The organism is Rhodococcus sp. Q (assembly GCF_005503035.1).
Taxonomy (GTDB): domain Bacteria; phylum Actinomycetota; class Actinomycetes; order Mycobacteriales; family Mycobacteriaceae; genus Rhodococcus_G.
In genome coordinates this window covers 19,270-38,778 of sequence record NZ_SCOY01000032.1, presented here as the reverse complement: position 1 = coordinate 38,778, position 19,509 = coordinate 19,270, and the positions used below count along the sequence as shown (strand labels likewise).

Annotated in this window: 18 protein-coding genes; 4 read left to right on the top strand and 14 right to left on the bottom strand. The window is 68.1% G+C overall.

Features of this window, described 5'->3' with window-relative positions; genetic code table 11:
- Positions 1–91: 91 nt before the first annotated feature.
- The 4 genes from FFS72_RS21835 to FFS72_RS21820 all read right to left on the bottom strand — a co-directional run bounded on the left by FFS72_RS21835 (position 92) and on the right by FFS72_RS21820 (position 4,649).
- Positions 92–1,084: an LLM class F420-dependent oxidoreductase gene (locus FFS72_RS21835; RefSeq protein ID WP_137875905.1), complete on the bottom strand. Its 993-nt coding sequence runs from the start codon at positions 1,082–1,084 to the stop codon at positions 92–94.
- Positions 1,085–1,185: 101 nt separating this feature from the next.
- A complete protein-coding gene (locus FFS72_RS21830; protein ID WP_137875904.1) occupies positions 1,186–2,151 on the bottom strand; it encodes a cutinase family protein in 966 nt (321 codons plus the stop codon).
- Between the two features lie 3 nt (positions 2,152–2,154).
- Positions 2,155–2,700: a DUF732 domain-containing protein gene (locus FFS72_RS21825; RefSeq protein ID WP_137875903.1), complete on the bottom strand. Its 546-nt coding sequence runs from the start codon at positions 2,698–2,700 to the stop codon at positions 2,155–2,157.
- Between the two features lie 125 nt (positions 2,701–2,825).
- Positions 2,826–4,649 (bottom strand): alpha/beta hydrolase-fold protein, encoded by a 1,824-nt coding sequence (locus FFS72_RS21820; protein WP_502704143.1) that lies wholly within the window; start codon positions 4,647–4,649, stop codon positions 2,826–2,828.
- Here FFS72_RS21820 and FFS72_RS26845 point away from each other — a divergent pair.
- Positions 4,567–4,899 (top strand): hypothetical protein, encoded by a 333-nt coding sequence (locus FFS72_RS26845; protein ID WP_137875902.1) that lies wholly within the window; start codon positions 4,567–4,569, stop codon positions 4,897–4,899. The genes FFS72_RS21820 and FFS72_RS26845 overlap by 83 nt on opposite strands.
- Positions 4,900–5,188: 289 nt before the next feature.
- On the opposite strand, the gene FFS72_RS21810 is transcribed toward FFS72_RS26845, so the two are convergent.
- From FFS72_RS21810 to FFS72_RS21780, 7 genes are all read right to left on the bottom strand, one after another.
- A complete protein-coding gene (locus FFS72_RS21810; protein WP_137875901.1) occupies positions 5,189–6,184 on the bottom strand; it encodes an alpha/beta hydrolase in 996 nt (331 codons plus the stop codon).
- A gap of 288 nt (positions 6,185–6,472) precedes the next feature.
- On the bottom strand, positions 6,473–8,389 hold the full coding sequence (locus tag FFS72_RS21805) for an arabinofuranosyltransferase AftB family protein (RefSeq protein WP_283235444.1): 1,917 nt from the start codon (positions 8,387–8,389) through the stop codon (positions 6,473–6,475).
- Positions 8,367–9,272 carry a decaprenyl-phosphate phosphoribosyltransferase gene (locus FFS72_RS21800; protein WP_137875900.1) on the bottom strand — a complete coding sequence of 302 codons (906 nt, stop codon included), beginning with the start codon at positions 9,270–9,272 and terminating at the stop codon, positions 8,367–8,369. Before FFS72_RS21800 ends, FFS72_RS21805 begins: the two co-directional genes overlap by 23 nt.
- The gene (locus FFS72_RS21795; RefSeq protein ID WP_050067287.1) at positions 9,269–9,784 is read right to left on the bottom strand and encodes a phosphatase PAP2 family protein; all 516 of its coding nucleotides are present in this window, start codon (positions 9,782–9,784) and stop codon (positions 9,269–9,271) included. The genes FFS72_RS21800 and FFS72_RS21795 overlap by 4 nt, the downstream gene beginning before the upstream one ends.
- On the bottom strand, positions 9,768–11,687 hold the full coding sequence (locus FFS72_RS21790; RefSeq protein ID WP_137875899.1) for a glycosyltransferase: 1,920 nt from the start codon (positions 11,685–11,687) through the stop codon (positions 9,768–9,770). The genes FFS72_RS21795 and FFS72_RS21790 overlap by 17 nt, the downstream gene beginning before the upstream one ends.
- On the bottom strand, positions 11,684–12,904 hold the full coding sequence (glf, locus tag FFS72_RS21785) for a UDP-galactopyranose mutase (RefSeq protein WP_137875898.1): 1,221 nt from the start codon (positions 12,902–12,904) through the stop codon (positions 11,684–11,686). The genes FFS72_RS21790 and glf overlap by 4 nt, the downstream gene beginning before the upstream one ends.
- A gap of 112 nt (positions 12,905–13,016) precedes the next feature.
- Complete coding sequence (locus FFS72_RS21780) at positions 13,017–13,799, bottom strand: MerR family transcriptional regulator (protein ID WP_137875897.1); 783 nt, start codon at positions 13,797–13,799, stop codon at positions 13,017–13,019.
- Between the two features lie 119 nt (positions 13,800–13,918).
- Between FFS72_RS21780 and FFS72_RS21775 the strand changes: the two genes are divergently transcribed.
- Both FFS72_RS21775 and FFS72_RS21770 read left to right on the top strand, forming a co-directional pair.
- Entirely contained in the window at positions 13,919–14,731 is an 813-nt protein-coding gene (locus FFS72_RS21775; protein ID WP_137875896.1) for an arylamine N-acetyltransferase family protein, read from the top strand.
- A 57-nt stretch (positions 14,732–14,788) separates the two neighbouring features.
- Positions 14,789–15,523 carry a VIT1/CCC1 transporter family protein gene (locus FFS72_RS21770; RefSeq protein ID WP_137875895.1) on the top strand — a complete coding sequence of 245 codons (735 nt, stop codon included), beginning with the start codon at positions 14,789–14,791 and terminating at the stop codon, positions 15,521–15,523.
- On the opposite strand, the gene FFS72_RS21765 is transcribed toward FFS72_RS21770, so the two are convergent.
- Together FFS72_RS21765 and FFS72_RS21760 are read right to left on the bottom strand one after the other, a co-directional pair.
- Complete coding sequence (locus FFS72_RS21765) at positions 15,499–16,080, bottom strand: TetR/AcrR family transcriptional regulator (RefSeq protein ID WP_137875894.1); 582 nt, start codon at positions 16,078–16,080, stop codon at positions 15,499–15,501. The genes FFS72_RS21770 and FFS72_RS21765 overlap by 25 nt on opposite strands.
- Positions 16,077–17,312, bottom strand: a complete 1,236-nt coding sequence (locus FFS72_RS21760) for a cytochrome P450 (protein ID WP_137875893.1) — start codon at positions 17,310–17,312, stop codon at positions 16,077–16,079. Before FFS72_RS21760 ends, FFS72_RS21765 begins: the two co-directional genes overlap by 4 nt.
- A gap of 133 nt (positions 17,313–17,445) precedes the next feature.
- Here FFS72_RS21760 and FFS72_RS21755 point away from each other — a divergent pair, with 133 nt between their 5' ends.
- The gene (locus FFS72_RS21755; RefSeq protein WP_502704142.1) at positions 17,446–18,840 is read left to right on the top strand and encodes a lipase family protein; all 1,395 of its coding nucleotides are present in this window, start codon (positions 17,446–17,448) and stop codon (positions 18,838–18,840) included.
- 10 nt (positions 18,841–18,850) lie between these two features.
- On the opposite strand, the gene FFS72_RS21750 is transcribed toward FFS72_RS21755, so the two are convergent.
- The gene (locus tag FFS72_RS21750) at positions 18,851–19,495 is read right to left on the bottom strand and encodes a TetR/AcrR family transcriptional regulator (RefSeq protein WP_137875892.1); all 645 of its coding nucleotides are present in this window, start codon (positions 19,493–19,495) and stop codon (positions 18,851–18,853) included.
- Between the last annotated feature and the right edge of the window lie 14 nt (positions 19,496–19,509).

The window sequence follows — 19,509 nt, the reverse complement described above, 5'->3', positions numbered from 1 at the left end:
AATCAATGTCTAGCGGCAACATGCAGATCTCGTTACGGTAACGAACCGCTTCGCATCCCAAACCAACAGGATGTTACAGAAGCCCGCCTCGTCATTCACCCTTGAGCAGGTCGATGACGGGGGCGAAGGCCTCCATCTGGGTCGGGAAGATGCCGACATACGACATCGACGTCCGATCCCGAACCCTTCTTATCTGATCAGCGATTTCGTCGTACGTGCCGATCGCCAGATAGGGCGAGTCGAGGATGTCCTGGACGGTCAGCGTGACGTCCGCCTCAATGTTCGGCGGGTACCCGTTGGAGATGGCCCCGAGTGCCATCTCGGCCATCGCCTCGCGGTCCTCGGTCGGCATGACCGCGGTGATCGTCCAGTTCAGCTCGATGTCCTTGAATCGGTCACCCGCAGCCGCACGGATTCCGTCGACACGGGCCGCGGTCGCCTCCATCGTGATCCCGGAGAGCAGCATCTTGCCCTCCTTGGTCGACGGAGGCGCGATGGACACGATGTCGGCGTACTTCGCCGCGAGCGCGAGCATCTTCGGTCCCCCACCGCCGACGGCGATCGGCGGACGCGGACCCTGACGCGGCCGCGGGCTGCCCTTGAGTCCCGAGATCCGGTAGTACTCGCCCTCGAAGTTGCACTCCTGGCCACGCAGCAGCGTGTCCAGGATCTGCAGCGACTCCTCGAGCTTCGCGATGCGAGCACCAGGACGCTCGTACGCGATGCCCGCCTGGTCGAACTCGTCCTTCATCCAGCCGGCACCGATACCGAGCTCGAGCCGACCACCGGAGAGCACGTCGATGGTGGTGGCGTCCTTCGCGAGGATCGCCGGATGGCGAAAACCGTTGGCCAGCACCGCAGTTCCGATACGGATCTTGTCCGTCGCCACAGCGAGCGCACCGAGTGCGGCGATCGGGCCGACCTGGTTTCCGACGTGGTCGGGGATCATGAAGCTGTCGTACCCGAGCTCCTCGGCCTTCTGGGCCAGCTTGACGAAGCGCCTGGCCCCGCCCTCCTCGGCGTTGCCCTCGCCACCGGCTGCAAACCGGAACTTGCGCGGCGCGGGCGCGTCGGCGGAACTCATCTATCAATTCTCCTGGTGGCGGGCAGTGGTGAAAAGTGCAGGTAACCGGTTGTCCACTCTAACTGCTGGACACGGTCCCCCCTATTCCTGTCAGGACTCGATCACTCATGGGCGGGGGCGGGCGCGGAGCGCACCTTCTCAGCGGCCCAGTTTGTCATCCACTGCGTGGCAGTGGTGCCGTTTCCATCAACACTGAAGCTGTTGTACATCGCATGCACAGGGTTGTTGACGTACTCGAGCAGACGCGACGCACTCCCCAGCCAATTGCCAGGTTTGAAGGCACCGTCCGGAGCGTCGCAGATGCCGTCCGTGGGCGCACAGATCTGCACGACCCGGTCGCCGACCGACCCGAAGCCGCCCGGCCTGGCACCGGTCATCGTGATGCCCGGCAGCTTGACACCGGCCAACGCGACCTCGGCGCCGACACCCGCGACGGGCGGACCGACGTCCTCGGCCGTCCCCGGATTCCGACGACCGTCCGCGATGAGCCCGGCCCCCAACAGGAGGTCGGCAGGGACGGGCCCGTTGCCCGCTCCGATGCTCGCGGCGAGATCACCGGCAATGACGGCGCCCTGCGAGAACCCGGTGAGCACGTAACTCGTCAACGGGCACTCGGTGTGCATCGCCGACATCACCTCGGTCGCCTTCGCGGTGCCCTCGCCTCGGCTGACGTTGTACGACACCTGACCGTCCGGCGGAAGCGCGACCGGATTCGAGAACTGCGCCACGTACGGCACCGTGTACACCTGCGCCCGCTCCGGCGCGAACTGCGCCTGCAGCGGCCTCGTGACGTTGAGCATCAGCGACGCCGGATTCGCGGTCGGATCGAACGGGTCGTCAGCGGCGCTCGACTCCCAGGTACCCGGGATCGCGACCACCTGGACGTCCGGGCAGCTGGCCGGCTGCGCGGACGGCCGCTCCGGCCCCGGCGGCGTCACCGGCGGCTTCGGCACCCGCCCTGCAAGCAGGAACCACGCCAGCAACGCGACCAGCGCGACGACGAGTAGGACGATCAGGACCAGCAACGTCCGCAGCAGGCGGCGTCCCCGACTCTTCCGGGCTCCCATCGGCTACGAGCAGTAGGTCGAGGTCGCGGCGTCGATGTACACCTGCGCCATCCGGGCCGCGTCCGCCTCGGACGGTGTTCCGCCTGCCAACCCGGCCTCGACACCGGCCATACCCGTCACGTAGGCGAGGATCTCCTCGCTCGCGACGCCGCTCTCCTTGGCCGAGCAGATGTAGTTGGCGGTGGAGATCGCGATGTCACCGTTGGCGGCGGGCGTGACGCCGCCCTTCTTCAACGCGTCCAGGTAGGCCTGTCCACGGGCGTCGATCGGGGGCGCCTCCGTCGGACCGGGGAATCCGCTCGGCACCGACTGCGGCGTCTCCGGCGGCGCAGTCGCCGCCACCGACGGGGTCGTGTACTCCGGTACCTCGATGCCGGTCGCGAGCGGCGGCGCGGTCGGCGAACCCGATCCTGCTGCCGTCGTCAGCGTCGGCGTGTTCGACGCCGTCGAGTCGTCACTGCCGCATCCGGCGAGGACGCCTGCCGAGACGAGCGCGAGCGCGCCGACGGCGAGCACACGGGTAATCGGGGTACGGGAAGATACGCGCATCAATTTCACAGTCCTCTTCGGTCATCGGCGGGACGTCCCGCCGCGACTGGGGTCATCGGTGTCGAGGGTACCGACGTGCGTCGGGCCGGGTTCGCGCCGCGAACCCGGCCCGCCACGTCGATCACTCAGGCGACCTGGATGTTCCCGCCCTTGACGGTGATGGTGCCGAACTGGAAGTTCTGGCGGACGCCACCCTCGAAGGCATATTCGTCACTGATCGGGTAGCCGAGGCGGCCGCCCTCGTAACCCTGGCGTCCCCATTCCTCGAAGATCGCGCCGTGCTTGATCGACCAGGCACCGCTCGCCGGGCTCCAGTAGATGTTGCCGCCCTCGAACTCGTTGAAGCGGCCGTTGTCCCGGATCGGGCCACGCTCGCTGGACCGCGGGAAACCGAGCCAGCTGTTCTCGTAGCCCATCTCGCCGTACTTGCGCATGATCAGGCCCTGAACACCGTTCGCCCCGGTGGTGGGGCTCCAGTAGATGGCTCCGATCTCGAAGCCCTGCACGGCGCCGTCCTTGGACGGGGTGTTGATCTCGTCGCCGACGGGGTAGCCGAGCGGACCGGTCTCCCAGCCCTGCGAGGACCACAGGTCGCGGATCGCGCCGCGGACCGCATGGGCCCCGGTCTGCGGGGTCCAGTAGATCGAACCGGCCTGGAAGTGGTTGCCGCGGCCACGGCCGTCGGGGGTGCCGAACTCGCTGGTGGCCGGCAGGCCGAGGGGTCCGGACGGGCCGCCCATCGCCTGGTACTCGCCGCCGATCATGCCGGTGACGACCTGTGCGCCGGTGCCACCGGACCAGAAGATGCGGCCGTTGCGGAAGTCCTGGGCGAGCCCGCCCGCGACACCGTATTCACCGGTGACGCAGCCGCCGAGCCACGGGTTCGCGTTCGCCATCGCGCCGATGTCGCCGTTCAGGCCGCACCCGGGTGCCGAGACCTCGACGCCGAGGGCGTTGGCGACCTGCGGCCACGCCTGGTGCATCTCGAACTGCCAGTACGGCCACGAGTGGGTGCCCGACGGCCGGTAGTTCACCTGCGCGGCGATGCCGAGCTTGTTCAGCTTCGTCGCGAACGACTGCGAGGTCAGACGCGAGAGGATCTCCAGACCCATGCCCGCGTAGTTGGTGGACACGCCGGGGATGCCGGACGGCTGGTCGTACGGACCGGTCATACCGCTGCCGCTGGAGATGTACAGGCTCGTGCCCTTGAGGTTCTCCGCCTGGATGTACGGGTCGTGCGCGGCCCACTGCGGATTGCTCGGCTGGCCCCACATCTTGGTGACGTTGTATCCGCCCGCGTCCTGCATCGCGTACTGCAGGGCCTGCGGCATACCGAGCGACGTGGTGCTGAGGTAACCGGAGAACGAGCCGGCGAACTTGAAGAAGCCGGGATTGCGGGCCGCGAGGAACATCGCGGACGTGCCGCCCATCGACAGGCCGATCACACCGCGCGTGCTGGTGGTGCGCATGCTGTTCTCGAGCACCGGTGGCAGTTCCTTCGTCAGGAACGTCTCCAGTTGGTAGAACTTGCCGTTGTCGCCTTCGAGCCAGTCAGTGTAGAAGCTGGACTCGCCGCCGACCGGGAGGATCACGTTGACGTTCTTGTCGGCGTAGAAGCTCGCCGCGTCGGTCTCGATGGTCCAGCCACTCTCGTCGTCGCGGGCGCGCAGACCGTCGAGCATGTAGAGGGCGGGGAACGTGGCGTCGGGCCGGGAGTTCCAGTCACGTGCCAGCAGGATCTGCACCTGGAACGGCGCGCCCATGGACGGGGAGTCGACCCACAGCGCGACGCGGCGGTCGGTGATCCACTGCACCTTCGACACACCCGGCATCGACCGACCGGGTGCGGCTGCGGATCGCGCCGAGATGACCGGCGCGGGCGCGGGCGCCGCGACGGTCGTCGTCGGGGCGACCGTGGTGGTCGGCGCGGCGGTCGTCGTGGGCGTCACCGCGGTGGTGGTCGTCGCGGCCGCGGTGGATGTCGCGGCCGTCGTCGTGGTCTTCGCGGCGCTGGACTTCGGCGCGACGGTTTCCTGGACGTCCTCGGGGGACTTCTTCGCGGGGGTCGAGGTCTGCGTCGCGGTGATCGACGTGCTCGTCGCCGGTTGTGCGGCGGCGACACCGGCGGTCGTCAGCCCAGCCGCGGTCGGCAGAACAAGCGCAGCGGCCAACAGTGCGAACGCACGCCCCTTGCGGTGATGCGATCGGGCGCCCGATCTTGTTGATCCTGGTCGCATGTGAGGTGACTCCTCTTTCTTCTGTCGGCCGGTCTACTACCCGGCACCGTCGGTTGACTGACCCGACCCGCGCGTCACGCTGCTGTTACGCCTGGACACTCGCGTGTCCCCTTTGTACACGGCGGACAGGAGTGACGCGTGTGACGCGCGGCATCTACGAGGTTTTGTTATGTGCAGGAAACGGCAGATGCCGCCCTGCTCACCCCCGGAGGGGTGTGCAGGGCGGCATCGTCGCGATCATGGTTATCCGGTCACCAGGCGTTCAGGGTGTCCAGAATCTGGGTGCGGGCCTTGAACAGCTCGCCCGACCAGTACGGCCACGAGTGGGTGCCGTTGGACGGGAAGCTGTACGTGGCAGGAATCTTGAGGGCGGCCATGCGAGCCTGGAAGGCCCGGGTGTTGACCAGCGAGATGGCCTCGAGGCCCATGCCGTTGGCGGTGTTGTAGTAGTCGATCGGCTTCTGCGGCTTGTCGAACTCACCGGGCAGACCACTGGCCGCCGAGATGTACAGGGACAGGCCCTCGAGCTTCGGCGCGAACACGAACGGGTCGTTGCGCAGCCATGCCTTGCTCCACGGCGGGCCCCACATCGCGTCGACGTTGAACCGGCCGGCATCGAGCATCGCCACGCGGATCGCCTCACGCATACCGGGCGCCGAGATGTTCAGGTAGCCCGACAGCGAAGACGCGAACTTGAACTGGTCGCGGTGGTAGGCCGCCAGCGTCAGGGCAGCCGAGCCGCCCATCGACAGGCCGAGCACACCGTTGTTGGTGCGAGAGACACCACGGGTCTCCAGGTAGTCGGGGAGCTCCTGGGTCAGGAAGGTCTCCCACTTGTAGGTGGTGTCCTGGCCGTTGAAGTTCGACGACGCAATCCAGTCGCTGTAGAACGACGACTCGCCACCCACCGGCATGACCAGGGTCAGGTTGTCGTTCGCGAACTGGTCGAGAGCGTTGGTCTCGAACGACCACGCGTTCCTGTCGTCGCGTGCGCGGAGTCCGTCGAGGAGGTAGAGGGCAGCTCCACCGCCACGCTTGGCCCACTGGATCTGCACCTTGATCGGGCCCATGGAGGAGGGCACCGAGACCTCTTCGTAACCACCGGACGGCGCCCGGTGCGTGACCGGTGCGGCGCCGGCGACGGCGGTCCCCGCGATACCGGCAGTGACGGGCAGCACGAGCGCTGCGGCCGAAAGGCCGAGGAGGCGTCGCTTGAGGTTCTGGAACCTCGGTCTGCCAATACGCATGAATACTGCTCTCTTTCTCTCCTGCGGTACCCGCCTGAGCTGGCCCGGAAGTCTGGCACTAGGCCACGGCTCTGCCGTACGCACACATGCGCGTCCGGCAGTGGAACGGATCAAGGTCACACTGCGCTCGCAGGAGCGTATGCGAACGGGTGTGGCGTGACAACCGCGGTTCTTCCCCCTGAAACCCGCCGCGCCGGACGAGTTGCAAGGGACTTCTTGTATCTGTACATCGCGTTACGGTTACGACCGTTACGTAAACGTGATTTGGGATACAGTTTCGTGATTTCCCTAGCGGGGACGCTCGGGGGGCATCTCCAAACCACAGCGCTGGATCTCGTATGCGGGCACCCGGTCGATGCGATACCCCGCGTAGTGGAACGCCCGTTTGAAGTTGCGGATGAACAGCTGACGGGTCAACTCTCCCCGCGACGACGCCAGCAACTCCTGAGTGTCCGGACACGTCAGCGCGACCTGTGCCTGAGCCACCCAGTTCTCGTCGAGATACCAGGGCATCCACGGATGCTGGTCGACCATGCCCGTGTCGGCGACCACCCAGTCCGGATACAGGGCCTTGTCGTGACCGATGCGTCCGTCGCCGAGGCGCTCGGTGTGGGCCGCGAGCGGGTAGGCGAGACCCATCTGGTCGATGACCTTCACGTCCAGACCGACATTCATGCTCGTCATGCCCAGATTCAGGAAGTACACCGTGTGACCTGCCCCGCCCTCCGGAATCGGCAACGGCGGCGGCACCAGATCCCAGTAGGTGTAGTACGCCGCGGGTAGCAGCAGACCCCCGTCGGGGCTGTTGTTGATCGTCTCGACCATCGCCCGCATTCGCGGATAGTCGAGGTAGTCCTCGGCCCGGATCGGATGGTCGTTTCCGGTCCCGAGCATGTAGAAGTTCCGCTCGTCGACGATGCCGGACTTACCGACGAACGTGCCGTTCGGCATGCCCTGCGCGGTCGAGGCGACGATCGCCCACACCACGACGGCGACCCAGGCCAGCGATCCCGCGGCGAACACGGCAGTGGCCGGGGTCGAACCCCACTGGTCGCGCCGCGGCACGCGCACCGGCAGCACGGCGATCGGGAGGATCAGGCAGAACAGCACCGGCAGCAGGACGCGGCCGTGCATGAAGTCACCACCGACCCGCACCGAATAGATCCCGAGCAGGATGCCGGTGCCGACGAACAGCGCGATCACCGCCGCGGGTGTGTGCAGGCGCGCGAGTCCGGTGACGCCGGAGCCGTCACCGGGACGCCCGAGTCCGTAACGCCGGTACGCCAACCACCCCAGATAACCAGCGAGAACGGCGAGCGGAAGCCACAGCCAGTACGGACCGACGAGGTTCCACAGGTAGGTCATGCCCTGCGACCACTTGGCGCCGCCCGCATCCTTCGACACGGCGGTGTTCGGGTAGGGCAGGCCGTAGTAGCCCATCCGCCAGATCTGGTAGCCGACCGGCACCGCACCCGCGACCGCGACGATCGCCACCCGGCGCCGCCACGACCCCGGTGTGAGAAAGATCATAAGGAGGACGAGCCCCGCGAGCATCACCATCTCGGGACGCACCAGCGGACCGAGACCGGCGATGAACGCCAGGATCAGGACACGCGTGGTGGACGGCTCACGCTGTGCCCACTGAACCATCAGCAGCCACAGCAGGCCGATCCAGAAGATGACGAGGCAGCTCTCGAGGCCGGACGTCGCGAAGTCGCGCGCCGGGGGCACCGCGATGTAGACGAGGGCGCCCGCCGGGAGAAGCAGCAGTCCGGCACCGGTCCTGCCACCGGCGCCGGCGCGCCAGAGGGAACCGGTCCCGACCATCGCCAGCACGATGGCGGCGACGGACAGGACCAGCGCGAGGGTGAGGACCACGTACTCCAGGCGGATCTGCGTGATCCATCCGAACGCGTAGACGAGGTAGGTCCACAGGGTGCTGGTGTTCGCCTCGACCCGCTCACCTGCGTTGAACACCGGACCGTTTCCGGCGAGCAGGTTGCGGACGGTCCGCAGCACGATCAGTCCGTCGTCGGCGATCCAGCGACGCTCCCAGGCACCCCAGAAGAACAGGGCGCCGGTGATCGCGATCCCCGCGACGTAGACGAACCGGGCAACGGTCGACGACACGGACTCCGACGTGCCGCGATCAGGGATCGCGACGTCGTCGGCCCGCGTCGTGTCAGGCGATGTAGACAGCGACACCCACCACTCCGATCCACGCGATCGCGAGGACTTGGAGCACCCGGTCCCGGAAGGCGATCTCTTCAGGTTCGCCCGCTTCTCCGCCGTCGATGTCCACGGCGTACCGCAGGATCGCGATGGTGAACGGGATCATGGAGACGGCGAACCAGTTGGAGCCCGTCGCCTGGTCACGTTCGAAGGCCCACAGGCCGTAGCAGATCACCACGGCGGTCGCGGCCAGCGTCCACACGAAACGCAGGTAGGTGGCGGTGTAGTACTCGAGCGACTTACGGATCTTCGCGCCGGTCGATTCGGCGAGCGACAGTTCCGCGTAGCGCTTGCCCGCCGCCATGAACAGCGAGCCAAACGCCATGATCAGCAGGAACCACTGCGAGAGCGGGATTTCGGCGGCGACGCCACCGGCGATGGCCCGGAGCAGGAATCCCGACGACACGATGCAGATGTCGAGGACGGCCTGGTGCTTGAGGCCGAAGCAGTATGCGAGCTGGATCGCGATGTAGACGGCCATGACGAGCGCCAGTTGCCAGTTCGCGAGGAACGACAGGGCGATCGACCCGCCGAGCAGGGCGACCGCCATCATGTACGCCAGGTTCACGGGCAGAACGCCTGCGGCGATCGGGCGGAACCGCTTGGTCGGGTGCTGGCGGTCCGCCTCGACGTCCATCGCGTCGTTGACGAGATAGATGCCGGACGCCGCCATGCAGAACACCACGAAGGCGAGCGCGACCGGCAGCAGGACGTCGGTCTCGGTGACGGAACCGGCGGCCAGCGGCGCAGCGAGCACCAGGACGTTCTTCACCCACTGACGCGGGCGGAGCGCCTTGACGATGCCGGACGCCAGGGACTTCGGCGGTCCGGCGACCTCGGTCGGGTGCTCGCTCATCTCTCTCCAAACTTCTGTTCGGCACGCAGAACCACTGCGGCCGAGGCAGCTCCGAGGGCGGACCCCGCGAGCACGTCGGTCGGGTAGTGGACGCCGAGCACGAGCCGCGACAGCAGCATCGGAGGCACCAGCACCGCGGGCAAGGGTAGCCCGGTGAGCCGCCCGAGCAGCACCGCGGCAGCCGTGGTGGACGTCGCATGCGACGACGGGAAGCTCAGCTTGCTCGGCGTCGACACGTTGACCTGCACCGACGGATCGTTCGGCCGGGGACGGCGGACGACGCGCTTGATCACGATGGACGCGGCATGGGCGCCGACTGCGCCCACCGCGACTCCGGCCCACTGCCTGCGGCGAGGCTTGTCGAGTACGGCACCGACGCCGGCGACCGCGATCCAACCGAGTGCGTGTTCACCGAAATGGGACATGCCGCGCGCGGCCTTGATCACTGCGGGTTCGGCGCCGATCGTCGACTGCACCCGGTTCAGGATCCTGACCTCAGATGCCGAAGACACTCTCCCACCTCTCCTTGCTGGTCAGCGCAGGCACGGCGGCCGCGTACTCGTCCTTGAGTGCGGGGAAGCGCTGGGCCAGTTCACGGCGCAGGCGCATCGCCTCCTTGAGCAGTCCCCATGCCTGGCGCGGGTCGCGCTTGCGGTAGACGACACCGCGCCCGTCGGCGGTGGTGACGGTGACGCCGTCGACCTGCGAGAGCAGGAACCAGCGGGCGTCGATGGTCGGCACGTTCAGCTGCGGGCGCTCATGGTGTTCCTCGTGCGCGGGCTTCGCGTTGTGGACGAGTCCCTTCCCGAGGCGAACCAGCTTGGCGAGCGGGTTGCCGGGGTCACCGACGGCGCCGACACCGGCGCCGGACGGCAGCGGCAGCTCCGTCGACGACGGCAGCACGACGGCGTCCGGGTACTCCTTGCGCATCGCGTGCACCTGGCCGAGCGCGGTCGGCAGCAGGTCGAAGATGTGCTCGGGGCCGCCGAGGAAGTCGCGGATGGCCTGGTTCTGGATCGCGACGGTCGAGTACTCGAGGCACAGCAGGTGCTTGAGGGTGGCCTTCACCGTGTTGACGACGAGCCCGCGGCCGTTGCCCGGCATGTGCAGCGACGCGACGACGAGACGGTTGCGCAGGTGGAAGTAGGCCTGCCAGTCGATGGCGTCGTCCTTATCGGACCAGGCCATGTGCCAGATCGCGGCGCCGGGCATCGTCACCGTCGGGTAGCCGGCGGCGCGGGCCCGCAGTCCGTACTCGACGTCGTCCCACTTGATGAACAGCGGCAGCGGCTGCCCGATCTCCTCCGCGACGACGCGCGGAATCATGCACATCCACCAGCCGTTGAAGTCGACGTCGATGCGTCGGTGCAGCAGTTTCGAGTTCTCGCGGTCGCTGAGCGGGAAGCGGGAGAAGTCGTGGTCGTACTCGACGTTCGGTGCGGCCGACCACATGAAGATGCCGCGGTTGATCGCCTCACCCATCGTGTGCAGGTGGCTGCGTTCCTGCAGGTTGAGCATCTGGCCACCGACGAGCATCGGGGACTTCGCGAAGCGGGACAAGGCCAGCGCACGCAGGATCGAGTCGGGCTCGATCTCGATGTCGTCGTCCATGAACAGGATGTGCTCGGCGGAGGTCGTCTTCAGCGCCTCGTACATGACGCGGCTGTAGCCGCCCGAACCGCCGAGGTTCGCCTGGTCGTGGATCGCGAGGCGGTCGCCGAGCACGGCGGCGGCTTCGGCGAAACCGGGTTCGTCGCGGACCTTGCGGGTGCCCTGGTCCGGGATGATGACGGCGTCGATCACGTCCAGCACCAGCGGGTCGGTACCGAGCGCCGTCAGCGCCTTGACGCAGTCGGTGGGTCGGTTGAACGTCGGGATGCCGAGAGCGACGCGACCCGAGCCGGGCGCCTCGATCGGGGCGTACCACCCCGCGGCGACCAGTTCGACGTCGGTGTCGGTGGTGATGTCGAACCAGATCCAGCCGCCGTCCTCGAACGGCGCGAGCTCGACCTCGAACTCCACCACCGCAGACCTGCCCTCGCCGCGGAACTCCTTGCCCTGCACGTGAATCCGCGAGGAATCCGCCTTCGAGCGGTACACGTCGACGCGGCCGTGCCCGACCAGCTCCAGCCGCAGCACGACCGTCTTCAGGATCGTCCAGCGCCGCCAGTAGCTGGCCGGGAAGGCGTTGAAGTAGCTCGCCATCGACACCTCGGACTCGGCGACGAGCGAGAGGGAGGTGCGGGAGAGGGAGTGCGCGCGACGCGAATTGGTCGGCGACTCCTCCAGGTACAGGGTGCGCACGTCGAGCGGCTCACCCGGTCGCGGCAGGATGACCCGCTGCAGCAGGGCCTTCCCGAGCAGTTCCTGATCGTCGAACAAGGTGTCCTGCTCCAGCAGGTGCTTCGGGGTCATGCCTCGACTCCGCCGCCGAGAGGGGCGCCGGACTCGAGGTGCGGGCGCAGGGTGTTGTCGAACATGCTCAGCGCGCTCGCGATCGCCATGTGCATGTCCAGGTACTGGTAGGTGCCGAGCCGGCCGCCGAACAGGACCTTCGCGTTCTCGGTCTCGGCCTTCGCCCGCGCCCGGTACGCCTCGAGCTTCGTCCGGTCGTCGGGCGTGTTGATCGGGTAGTACGGCTCGTCGGTGGACTCCGCGAACCGCGAGAACTCGCGCATGACGACCGTCTTGTCGGACGGGTAGGTGCGTTCGGGGTGGAAGTGCCGGAACTCGTGGATGCGGGTGAACGGCACGTCCGCGTCGTTGTAGTTCATCACCGGGGTGCCCTGGAAGTCGCCGGTCGGCAGCACCTCGGTCTCGAAGTCGAGGGTGCGCCAGCCCAGCTCGCCATCCGCGTAGTCGAAGTAGCGGTCCAGCGGTCCGGTGTAGACGACGGGGGCGTCGGGGCTCGCGGCGCGCAGCTCGTCGCGGACGTCGAACCAGTCCGTGTTCAGCCGGACCTCGATGTTGTCGTCCTTCGCCATGTTCTCCAGCCACGCGGTGTAGCCGTCGACGGGCAGACCCTCGTAGGTGTCGTTGAAGTAGCGGTTGTCGAAGTTGTACCGGACCGGCAGGCGGGTGATGTTGCCGGCGGGCAGGTTCTTCGGGTCCGTCTGCCACTGCTTGGCGGTGTAGTCGCGGACGAACGCCTCGTAGAGGGGGCGACCGATCAGGGAGATCGCCTTCTCCTCCAGGTTGGCCGCGTCCTTGGTGTCGAACTCCGCAGCCTGCTCCGCGATCAGCGCCCGGGCCTCGTCCGGCGTGAAGTACTTCCCGAAGAACTGCGCGACCAGGCCCAGGCCCATCGGGAACTGGTAGGCCTGGCCGCCATGCATCGCGAAGACTCGGTGCTGGTAGCCGGTGAACTCGGTGAACTGGGTGACGTAGTCCCAGACCCGCTTGTTGGAGGTGTGGAACAGGTGCGCCCCGTACTTGTGGACCTCGATACCCGTCTCGGGCTCCGCCTCGGAGTAGGCATTGCCACCGATGTGGTGCCTGCGGTCGAGGACGAGGACCCGCTTACCGAGCTGCGTCGCGGCCCGCTCGGCGATCGTCAGTCCGAAGAATCCTGACCCGACGATGATCAGGTCGTACTGGCCGGAGGTCACGGAGTCTCGCGATACAGAGGTCACGGGCAACCAGGGTATCGGACCGCGACGGTGCCGCTCATGTGCATGGCGGCTCCGCCGCTCGTGCCCGGTTTCCGGGTCCGGAGACCCCGAATCGCACGCGAGCGCGAAGCGCCTACTTCATGTACGTGCGCAGCGCGTCGCGGACGAACTCGGCACCCGCCCGTCCGCCGTAGTTGGCGGCGAACCGCTCGTCGTCGACGTACATGTCGGCCAGGCCGAGCACGTACTCGCGGACCGGGGCCGTGCCGTGTCCGGGAGTGGAGCGTGTGGAACGACCCGACCAGGCGGGTGTGCCCGGCACCGACGACAGCCACTCGACGTGCCTGCGGGCCAGGTCCTGCGCGTGCGCACTGTCGGACGCGACCCCGGACTCGGCGGCCGCGATCCAGTCCTGCGAAAGGCGCGCCGTGTCGGCTTTCCAGTCGCGGCGCTGCGCGTCGTCCATCGACGTCCACCAGCGGTTGCTGTCGGCGTACGCCTTCGGTCCCCAGCGCTGCTCGACCTCGTCCTTGTACTGGGTGTGGTCGAACCCGTCGAACATTTCCTCCGCCATGAGCGGTTCTCCCTTCTCGGTTCGGTGCAGGGTGGTGCGGACGGCGTCGATCTGCCGTCCGAGCCGTTCGCGTTCGCGTTCGAGCAGGTCGAGGTGGGTTTCCAGAGCCGAGGCGGCGTCCTGCCTGCCGGCGAGGACACCGGCGATCGCGGTCAGCCCGAGCCCGAGGTCGCGGAGCAGCAGGATCCGTTGCAACCGCAGCAGCGCGTCCTCGTCGTAGTAGCGGTATCCGTTGGATCCGATCCTGCTCGGCGCGAGCAGTCCCCGATCGCCGTAGTGCCGCAGCGTGCGACTGGTGACCCCGGCCGCCTTGGCCAGGTCCTGTATCGACCATTCCTGCATGACAACCAGCGTGCATCTTGACGCAACGTCAATGTCAAGGCCTCCGGGCCCGTGAATCCCCTTTGGGTCTCCCACGAGACCACAAGGACGCCGGCGGCGGAGCCGCCTAGCCTGGCGACGTGAGCCTCGACCTCGACGCGTACCTGAACCGGATCGGTTTCGCCGGAGATCTGGCGCCGACCCGCGCGACGCTGGACGCCATCGCGGCGCACCACACCGCCGCGATTCCGTTCGAGAATCTCGACCCGTTCCGCGGGGTGACGAACCGACTCGACCTGGAGTCGCTGCAGGCGAAGCTGGTCCGCGGCGGGCGCGGCGGCTACTGCTTCGAGCACGGACTCCTGCTACGAGCGGCGTTGCGGGAGATCGGGTTCAGCGTCACCGGGCTCGCGGCCCGCGTCCTGTGGGGCTCCGCGGACCTCGACGCGCTCACCGCGCGAACCCACATGCTGCTGCTCGTCGACCTCGGCGACGAGCGCCGCGTCATCGACACCGGTTTCGGCGGCATGACGCTGACCGGGACGCTCCGTCTCGAACACGACACCGAGCAGCCGACGCCGCTCGAACCGTTCCGGTTGGTGGACCTGGACGGCGACTGGGCGATGCAGGCCCTCGTCGGCGGCCGGTGGCGCACCACCTACCGCTTCGACCTTCATCCCCAGCACGCCGTCGACTACGAGCCGACGAACTGGTACCTGTGCACGTGGCCGCAGTCGAAGTTCGTCACGACGCTGATGGCGGCACGCGCGACCGCGGACCGCCGCTACGCGCTGGCAGGTCGCCGGCTGACGGTCCACCACCTGGACGGACGGACCGAGCGGCACGAGCTCGCCGACGGCGACGAGCTGCGAGTGGTCCTCGAACGGGACTTCCGCATCGACACATCGGCCCTGCCAGGGCTGGACGAGGCATTCGCCAAGCTCGACCGATGACTTCGGCAAGCCTTCCTTTGCTGGTGACGGACGTGGCGCGTCGCTAGCGTCGACGGTATGGATTCGGTTGAGCGACAACGTACCGAGGACGAACCTCGGGAGCCGGAATCGCCGGGGCAGGGCCTGAACGCGAAGCTGAACTGGCTACGGGCGGGCGTGCTGGGCGCGAACGACGGCATCGTCTCGACCGCGGGTCTGGTGGTCGGTGTCGCGGCGGCGACGGTGGACCGCGGACCGATCCTCACGGCGGGGATCGCGGGGCTCGCCGCGGGTGCGGTGTCTATGGCACTCGGCGAGTACGTGTCGGTCAGCACGCAGCGGGACACCGAGCGGGCACTGCTCATGAAGGAACGCGCCGAGCTGCGGGAGCTGCCGGAGCAGGAGCTGGAGGAACTGGTCGACCTGTACGAGGCGAAGGGCCTGTCCCCGGCGACGGCCCGCCTGGTCGCGGAGGAGTTGACGGAGCACGATGCGTTCGCCGCGCACGCCGATGTCGAACTGGGTATCGACCCCGACGACCTCACCAATCCGTGGCAGGCGGCGGTGTCGTCGGCGATCTCGTTCACGATCGGTGCACTGCTGCCGCTGATCGCGATCCTGTCGACGCCGCCGCACCTGCGGATTCCGGTCACGTTCGTCGCGGTGCTGGTCGCGTTGGCGTTGACCGGCAGCATCAGTGCCCGCCTCGGCGGCGCGCGCCGCGGCCGGGCGGTGGCGCGGGTGGTGATCGGCGGCGCCGTCGCGATGGTGGTGACCTATGTGATCGGTCAGGCGTTCGGCACGATCGCCTGACCGGGTACGAGCGCCGGCACCACGAACTGTTCGACCATGGCCCGTTCGTCGGCGGCGTCGACACCGGGAACGGTGAGCAGCGAGACGATGACGCGAACCACCCACCGCGCCTGCCGCGGAAGTTCGGCGGGGTCGCCGGCCGCCGCGCCGGCGAGGAACGTCACTCCGAGCACTTCGATCACCTCGGAGGTACTGGCGAGTCCGGATGCGATTCCGGCATCCCCGACCGCGAACCAGGCTGCGAGAGCAGGTGTTTCCCGAACCGAGCGAATCGCCGCGAGGATCGCGTCGGTGATCCGCTCGGCGGGGTCGGCAATGTCCGCGACCTCGGCCGCCACCTGCTCTCCCAGCCGGCGCGCCTCGCGGTGCACGAACGCACGGTGCAATGCGACGCGACCGTCGAAGTAGCGGTACAGGGTGGCACGGGAACAGCCGGCGGCTTTGGCGATGTCGCCCATGCCGGTGGTCGCGACTCCGCGCTCGACGAAGAGCTCGGCTGCCGCGTCGAGGATCTTCTCCGCGGCGGCCTCGGACTTCTCGTCACGCAACCAGGTCACGGACGCACCCGGAACGGAACGTGCGTGGGCCTGCGAACGTAATTGCCTGGAGCGTAGATAATTCCGTCGACATCAACTTCGAAGTCGGGGCACCGCGCGAGCAGTTCCTCGAGGGCGACACGCGCCTGCATGCGCGCGGCGGCGGCACCGAGGCAGTGGTGACCTCCGTGGCTGAACGTCATGATCTGACGCGGCGCGCGCAGGACGTCCAGCTCGGCGGCATCGGGCCCGTACATGCGGGGGTCGACGTTGGCGGACCCGTAGACCAGCAACGCCTTTCGGCCTGCCGGGATGGTGACGTCATGGAGTGTGACATCGCGCGTCGTGGTCCGGGCGAGGCCCTGCACGGGCGAGGTCAGTCGGAGCAGTTCGTCGACGGCATCGGGGATCCGGGACGGATCCTCGAGCAGCAGCGCGCGCTGGTCGCGGCGCAGGGTCAGCAGTGCGGACGAGCCGCCGAGCATCCCCGTCGTGGTGTCGTTGCCGCCGGTGACCATGGTGAACGCGAATCCGAGGATCGACAGCATGCCCGCGATGTCGCCATCGGCGCCCATTCCCGCCGCGACGAGGTGCGAGATCGTGTCGTCGCCGAGATCACCGGTCGCGGCGTCGACATGCCTGCGGGCGATCAGTTCACCGAAGTAGCCCATCAGCTCCCCGACCGCGGTGGCCGCCTCGAGCGGGTCACCGATCGCGGTGGCCGCGACGATCGAGTCGGTCCACGCGTCGAAGCGTCCCCTGTCTTCTTCCGGCACACCGAGATAGTGCGCGACCACCATGCTCGGCAGTGGCTTGAAGAGTTCGGTGACGATGTCGCCCTCCCCCGCCTCTCGCAGCCTCTCGATGCGTTCGACGACGAAGGCCCGCACCGCGGGTTCGACGGCCTCGACCTGCCGGGGCGTGAAGCCGCGGGCGACGAGTTTGCGGAAGTCGGTGTGCCGCGGCGGATCCTGCATGACCAGCGGCGGGTTGTCGCGCAGACCGATCTTGTCGAGTTCGCCGTAGCTGGTGGTCAGCCCGTCGGCGGACGAAAAGGTCTCGTGGTCGCGGGCGGCGGCGAACACGTCGGCGTGCCGGGTGAGCACCCAGTAGTCGTCCTGCGGCGCGCTCTCGGGGACGACGTGGTGGACGGGGTCGTGGTCGCGGAGCGCCGCGTACATCCCGAAAGGGTCGCGCCAGGTCTCTCCGGTCGGCGGCACGTAGGCAGCCTGCCCAGACATTGTCGTCGTCATGTCTTGAGAATGAGACAGATTCGGAACTATGTCAACGGATGAATCGGGCATTGTGTGTTTCTCGACGCACCAGTAATCTCTCGAAACAACTGAGACTGACTCGTCTCACATTTGACGGATCTGGGGGTTCGACGTGAAACAGGGACTGTGGACTCGGCTCGGCCGGGCGACGGCGGTGGTCGCCGCCGTCACTCTGACCGCCTCGATCGGAGTCGGAACAGTGCTCGCGCAGCCTGCGGCTCCGATGCCGTTCGCCGGGCTCCCCGTGCCGCCCGAGCTCGACCAGGGGTTCTACGCGCCACCCCTGGCCTCGTACGCGGATCTCGCACCCGGCGACGTCATCACGTCGCGACCCGTCACCGTCGCCAACCTCAGCCTGATCCCCGTCAACGTCGACGCCTGGCAGCTGTCGTACCGCTCGACCGACACGCGCGGGGGGCCCGTCGCCGCCGTCACGACCGTCCTGAAGCCACGCGGACCCGGCGGCGACAAGCTGGTCTCGTTCCAGATGGCCGAGGACTCCACGGCTCAGTACTGCGCCCCGTCCTACGCCCTGCAGCAGGGGTCGATCCCGGCGCTCGTCACCGGCTCCGCGGTGATTCCGGCGGAGTTCCTCGCCGTGCAGGCCGCGCTCGCACAGGGCTGGACGGTGTCGGTCCCCGACTACCAGGGGCCGAACTCGGCGTACGCCGCCGGCCCGCTCGGCGCCCGCCTCACCCTCGATGGCGTCCGCGCCGCAGAACGATTCGATCCGCTCGAGCTCCCCGGCGACGACACCCGGGTCGGGCTGTGGGGCTACTCCGGCGGAGCCATCGCGACCGGCCACGCCGCCGAACTGCACCCGTCGTACGCACCCGAACTGAACGTCGTCGGCGTCGTCGAGGGTGGCGTTCCCGCGGACCTGTCGGCGTTGCTGAACAACGCGAACAACGCGGCCCCGGCGGGCCTGGTGCTGGGCGCGGTCCTCGGCCTCGGGCGGGAGTACCCCGATTTCCAGCAGTTCCTCGACGAGCGGATGAACCCCCTCGGTCGTGCGCTGACGACCGTCAAGAGCCCGCTGTGCGTCGCCTACCACGCGGCCCTGATTCCGTTCGCGAACAACAAAGAGCTGCTTGACGTTCCGGGCGATCCGCTCGACGTTCCGGTCGTGCGATCGGTCATCGATCGCACGCGCATGGGCAAGTCGGTTCCCACTGCCCCGATGTTCGTCTACCAGTCCAATCCCGACTGGATCGTGCCGGTGGGACAGGTGAACACGCTGGTCGACACCTACTGCCAGGACCCGTCCGCGCGCGTGCAGTACACCCGCGACCACTTCAGCGAGCACCTGACACTGGAGGTGACGGCCGCGCCGACCGCGCTGCTGTGGATGCGGGATCGCCTGGACGGTGTCCCCGTCGAACCCGGTTGCCGCACAACGGACGTCGGCTCGATAGCTCTCGACCAGGCCGCCTGGCCCGCCTTCACCGACACCGTCGGCGAGGTCGTCGCGGGGTTGTTCGGCAGGCCGCTCGGCGCCGGACGCTGATCGCCACCGGTCAGCGAGCGGCAGGGGGGCGCTCGCTGACCAGGGCGACCAGGATCGTGCTGAGCACCTCGACCAGATCCGTGAGGGGCGGCCGCGGATCGGTGATCGTCCATTGGTGCGCCAGACCGTTGACGGCACCGATGAACGCCGTCGCGGACATCTCGTAGCCCCCGGGCGGGGTGACGTCGGGACCGACGAGCGCGGAGATCAACGTCTCGAACACGGTGGTCCACGCCTGCCGCCGCGCGAGCCGGTGTCGTTCGACGGCGTCACTGACCCCGACGATCTCGACGAACGCGATCTTCGCGCGGCGCGCATCGGTCCCGACGGCGGTCACGTAGGCCGTCATGACCGTTGCGGCAGCGCGCCACAGGTCGGTCTCCTCCGCGTCGTACGCGGCGGCGACGGCCGCGCCGGCCTCCCCGTGGATCTGGTCGTAGAGCGCGACCAGCACCTCTTCGCGGCCGCCGAACTCCTCGTAGAACTGGCGGCGGGACAACCCCGCCTCCGCGCAGATCGCGCTGATCGTGCTCTTCGCATACGACTGGTCCGCGAACACCGTCAGCGCCGCGTCGAGGAATCGGGCACGCCGCTCGGCTCGCCGCTCGGCAACCGACCGGCCGCCGTAACTCCGACTCGACTGCGCAGCTGACACCCAGCGAGCCTAAA

Bases quoted from the DNA above. Each gene is read 5' to 3' on its own strand.
- FFS72_RS21800 (WP_137875900.1), bottom strand. From the start codon at position 9,272: ATGAGCGAGCACCCGACCGAGGTCGCCGGACCGCCGAAGTCCCTGGCG.
- FFS72_RS21810 (WP_137875901.1), bottom strand. From the start codon at position 6,184: ATGCGTATTGGCAGACCGAGGTTCCAGAACCTCAAGCGACGCCTCCTC.
- FFS72_RS21780 (WP_137875897.1), bottom strand. From the start codon at position 13,799: ATGCAGGAATGGTCGATACAGGACCTGGCCAAGGCGGCCGGGGTCACC.
- FFS72_RS21790 (WP_137875899.1), bottom strand. From the start codon at position 11,687: ATGACCCCGAAGCACCTGCTGGAGCAGGACACCTTGTTCGACGATCAG.
- FFS72_RS26845 (WP_137875902.1), top strand. From the start codon at position 4,567: ATGACCGGCGCGGGCGCGGGCGCCGCGACGGTCGTCGTCGGGGCGACC.
- FFS72_RS21835 (WP_137875905.1), bottom strand. From the start codon at position 1,084: ATGAGTTCCGCCGACGCGCCCGCGCCGCGCAAGTTCCGGTTTGCAGCC.
- FFS72_RS21760 (WP_137875893.1), bottom strand. From the start codon at position 17,312: ATGACGACGACAATGTCTGGGCAGGCTGCCTACGTGCCGCCGACCGGA.
- FFS72_RS21825 (WP_137875903.1), bottom strand. From the start codon at position 2,700: ATGCGCGTATCTTCCCGTACCCCGATTACCCGTGTGCTCGCCGTCGGC.
- FFS72_RS21830 (WP_137875904.1), bottom strand. From the start codon at position 2,151: ATGGGAGCCCGGAAGAGTCGGGGACGCCGCCTGCTGCGGACGTTGCTG.
- FFS72_RS21770 (WP_137875895.1), top strand. From the start codon at position 14,789: ATGGATTCGGTTGAGCGACAACGTACCGAGGACGAACCTCGGGAGCCG.